4 protein-coding genes and 1 pseudogene are annotated in these 3,951 nt (G+C 71.7%); 2 read left to right on the forward strand and 3 right to left on the reverse strand.

All coding sequences use genetic code 11. The features are described from left to right. A pseudogene (locus tag AC5LUJ_RS17840) lies at positions 1–569 on the forward strand (hypothetical protein); the annotation flags it as partial. Positions 570–783: 214 nt separating this feature from the next. Further along, on the forward strand, positions 784–2,124 hold the full coding sequence (locus AC5LUJ_RS17845; RefSeq protein ID WP_250282933.1) for an ABC transporter substrate-binding protein: 1,341 nt from the start codon (positions 784–786) through the stop codon (positions 2,122–2,124). A 113-nt stretch (positions 2,125–2,237) separates the two neighbouring features. Here AC5LUJ_RS17845 and AC5LUJ_RS17850 read toward each other — a convergent pair whose 3' ends face one another. The 3 genes from AC5LUJ_RS17850 to AC5LUJ_RS17860 form a co-directional block, all read right to left on the reverse strand. Beyond that, positions 2,238–2,924, reverse strand: coding sequence for an ABC transporter ATP-binding protein (locus tag AC5LUJ_RS17850; RefSeq protein ID WP_250282935.1), 687 nt, complete (start codon positions 2,922–2,924; stop codon positions 2,238–2,240). Then, on the reverse strand, positions 2,921–3,685 hold the full coding sequence (locus AC5LUJ_RS17855; protein WP_250282937.1) for an ABC transporter ATP-binding protein: 765 nt from the start codon (positions 3,683–3,685) through the stop codon (positions 2,921–2,923). The genes AC5LUJ_RS17850 and AC5LUJ_RS17855 overlap by 4 nt, the downstream gene beginning before the upstream one ends. A gap of 13 nt (positions 3,686–3,698) precedes the next feature. Further along, the coding region (locus AC5LUJ_RS17860) for a hypothetical protein (RefSeq protein WP_250282939.1) at positions 3,699–3,951 on the reverse strand (253 nt) is incomplete at its 5' end.

The following is a 3,951-nucleotide window of genomic DNA, read 5'->3' on the forward strand; positions in this document are numbered from 1 at the left end:
AGGTGGCCGAGCCGGACGAGCCGGACGAGGTGGCCCCGGCACCGGTTGTCGAGGAGCCCGTGTCCGCCGGAACGCGGTCCGCCGCCGAGCAGGTCACGGTGGACGGGACGGCCGCAGGGGCTCCGGCCGTGGTGGCGGATGAGGCCGTGGAGCATACCGGCGTGCGCGCCGAGACTCCCGAACCCGCCACGGCCACCCCGCCCGCGGCCGTCGGTGACCAGGAGCTGTCCGGCGACCACGAGCCGTCCGTGGTGGCACCGTCCGTGGCCGAGCCGGCGTCCGCTCCGGAGGCAGCCGCCGGGGAGGCCTCCGACGCCGACGTCTCCGGGAGCCAGCGGCCCGGCGGCGCGGCAGCCGGCGGCGGAGCCCCAGAGGATGTGATCCCGGGCGACGAAGCCCCGGGCGATGAAGCCCCGGGCGACGCGGTGCCGGCTGCCGCGGCCGCCAGGGATACCCCGGAGCATGCCGAGGGCGGCGCGGACGAGACCGTGGGAGAGCCCGATGACACCCAGGTGCCGCAGCCGGTCCCTTCGACGTCCCGCCGGCGGTGGTGGCGCCGGTTCCTGTGACACGTCAGGGCCGTTGCTCCGGGGCCGGCCGGTGACGGCCCCGGTGGGGACGGCGCGGATCCGTTTCCGGGCATGCCACCCGGACGGACGTTTCCCAGCGTTACGTCAACGGCCGGGAAACGCTGGGACTTCCTGTCGGCAGCACGACGCGCAGGGGCCCGGCCGGCGCAATAGCGTCTTGGGGTAACCAACGATCCCGGGGGAGAGCATGCCTATGCGAGCGAGGTTGCTCGTCGTCATTGCCACGCTGTCCGCGCTCGTGCTTTCGGCCTGCGGAAGCAGGGTGGACGACTCGAGCCCGCCGCCGGGCGGCCCCACCCAGGGTGCCGGGGCCAACACGGCGTCGGATACCGGCGTGACCGCGAACGACGTCAAAGTCGGTGTGATCGTCGGTCTGACCAGCCCGCTGGGGTCGGAGACCTTCTCCACCTCCCTTTACGGCGCGAAGGCCTACTTCGACGCGCTCAACGCCGCCGGTGGTGTGAACGGCCGTAAGGTCACGCTCGTCCAGTGTGACGACCACGGCAGCGGGCCGGACAACACGGCGTGCGTGCGCAAGCTCGTCGACGACGAGAAGGTCTTCGCCCTGGCCGGGGTGTCGGCGTTCGACTACGCCGGCGCGCAGTACCTGAACTCCAAGGGGGTGCCGGACGTCGGCGGCCAGCCGACCAGCAGCGCCTACGACCAGTACCCGCATCTGTACTCGATCTACGGTAGCTACTATCCGCGTGACGGCAGGCAGCCCGGCTACAACGGGAACCTCTACGCCGGCACCGAGAACTACCGGTGGCTCAAGGAGAACCTGAGCACCAGGGTCGCGGGCGTGGTCTACTACAACGTCGCGCCGTCCCAGCGTTACGCGCAGTCGGTTGCCGACGGCCTGCGCCGGGAGGGCTACACGGTCGTCGAAAAAGAGATCAACTACTTTGCCCCGAACTTCGACGCGGCCGTACTGGACCTGAAGGCCCGCGGGGCCGATGTGATCTTCGACGCGATGGAGGACAACGGCAACCTGGCCCTGTGCAAGTCGATGCAGGCCCAGGGGCTGACCGTCAAGGCGAAGGTGACCACCTCGCAGGGATGGACCGACACCTTCGGCCAGACCTTCGCGGACACCCCCAACTGCCGTGACTCCACCTACGCGATCAGCACGATCCGTAACTACAACGACACGAACTACCCGGCGGTGGCCAGGTTCCGGGCGGACATGGCGAAGCACCAGCCCGCGCGCGAGGGCAAGCTGAGCATCTGGACCCTCGAGGGCTACGCGTCCGCCCAGTGGCTCACCGACGCGATCAGGTCGTGCGGCGCGAACCTCACCCGGGCGTGCGTCGAGCAGTTCCTGAACCGCCCGCAGGACTATGACGGTGACGGTCTGCTGACCCCACGCAACTTCACCAAGCTCGCGGCCCCCCCGGAGACCGACCGGAACTGCATCAACGTCGCCCGTTGGGAGAGTTCGGCGAACGGCGGCAAGGGAGGCTGGGTGACCCAGGTCAAGGACATGAACACCAACTGCTTCACCGTCCCGAACCTGTCCTACCCGGCCGAGTGAGCACCCGGGGAAGACCCGCGTGAAGCCCTGTGCCCGGCCCTGGTGGATGCGCCCACCGGGGCCCGGGCACAGGGCTCGGACCGGTCCGGTGAAGCCAGACCGGTCCGGTGGAGTCAGACCGTTTCGGCGGAGACGGCCGGATGCAGCTCCGCGGGATCCCCGACGAACGAGCACTCACCCCGGTGCAGGACGTAGGCGACGTCGGCGAGGCCGAGGGCGTCGTTGGTGTACTGGTCGGCGAGAACCACCGTCGTCCCGCCGAGCGCGACCGTCGCCAGCCAGGTGAACAGCTCGCTGGCGACCTTGGGTGACAGGCCGAGGGAGAGCTCGTCGACCAGCAGCACCCTGGGCCGGGCCAGCAGGGCCCGGGCCAGGGCGAGCATGCGCCGCTCGCCGCCGGAGAGCGTCCCGGCCCGCTGGGCGAGCCGCTCGCCCAGCCGGGGGAAGGCCTCCAGCGCCGGGGAGATGTCCCGTTGCCCGATCGCCTCCACCACCACCTGCAGGTTCTCCCGCACGGTGAGGGTGGCGAAGACCGCGCGTTCGTCTGGGACGAACATCAGGCCCGAACGGGCCCGCTCCAGGGCCGACATTCTGGTGATCGTCCTGCCCTGCCAGGTCAGGGAGCCCGACCGCAGCGGTAACACGCCGGCGAGCACCCGCAGCGTGGTGCTCTTGCCCGCGCCGTTGACCCCGAGCAGCGCGGTGACCTTCCCCGCGGGGACCGTCAGGTCGAGCCCGTGCAGGACCTCGATGGTCCCGTAACCGGCGCGGGCGCCGGTCAGTACCAGTTCAGCGCTCATGCCAGCGGCCCCTGCGCGAGATAGACGGCCCGTACGGTCGGATCCTCACGGACGGCAGCCGGTGCCCCGTCGGCGACGATACGCCCGCCCACCATCGCGTACACCTGGTCGGTGACGGAGAAGACCAGTTCGACGTCGTGGTCCACCAGCAGGATGCCGACCCCCTCGTCGGCGACCTGCCGCAGCAGCCCGGAGAGCCGTTCGGTCTCCTGCCCGTCCAGCCCGCTGGCCGGCTCGTCGAGCAGCAGGACGTCGGGCCGGGCGCACAGGGCACGGGCGAGCTCGACCAGGCGCAGCGCCCCGGTCGGCAGTGTTCCCGTGGTCGTGTCGGCGATGCCGGTGAGGTTGAGGGACTCCAGGGTGCGGGTCATCACCCGCCGGGTGCGGGCACTGCCGTGCGGGGTGCGTCCCAGCAGCCCGCCGATGTAGTCGCGGTGCCTGTTCTCGGCGCCCACCAGCAGGTTGTCCATGACGGTCATGCTGGTGAACAGCGACGGCACCTGGAAGGTCTGGACGAGCCCGTGGCGGGCCCGCACGTCCGGGCGCATCCGGGTGATGTTGCGGCCGCCGAGGAAGACCTTGCCGCCATCGGGTTTCTCCACCCCGGTGAGCAGGCTGAACAGCGTCGACTTGCCGGCTCCGTTCGGGCCGATCAGCCCGGTGACCTTGCCGGGCGCGACGGTGATGTCGACGTTGTCGACCGCGGTGAGCCCCCCGTAGCGGCGCACCAGGCCTCGGCCGGTGAGTTCCGCGCGGCTCACTGCGTCCCCCCGCTCACGGCGTCCCCCCGGAGGTGCGCGCGACCTGCCGCACCCGGGCGAGCAGTGCCTCCCCGAAGGGCGTGAGGACGGGGGATCCGCCGCCGGCGGCCGGTTGCCGGTATGCCACTGGCAGGACGGACGCCGGCGAGGTGGGGACGACAGGCCCGCCGGCCGCGGCGATGCCGGCGCCGGCAGCCGTCGGGCCGGCGGCCGAGGCGGAGATCAGGGCGGACGACGCGGCAGCGGCCCGCGCGGCGCCCGGGCCC

The sequence above is a fragment of the Protofrankia sp. CiP1_Cm_nod3 genome (assembly GCF_982290655.1).

Excerpts from the sequence above, each read along its gene's own strand:
- AC5LUJ_RS17845 (WP_250282933.1), top strand. The coding sequence starts at position 784 with ATGCGAGCGAGGTTGCTCGTCGTCATTGCCACGCTGTCCGCGCTCGTG.
- AC5LUJ_RS17850 (WP_250282935.1), bottom strand. The coding sequence starts at position 2,924 with ATGAGCGCTGAACTGGTACTGACCGGCGCCCGCGCCGGTTACGGGACC.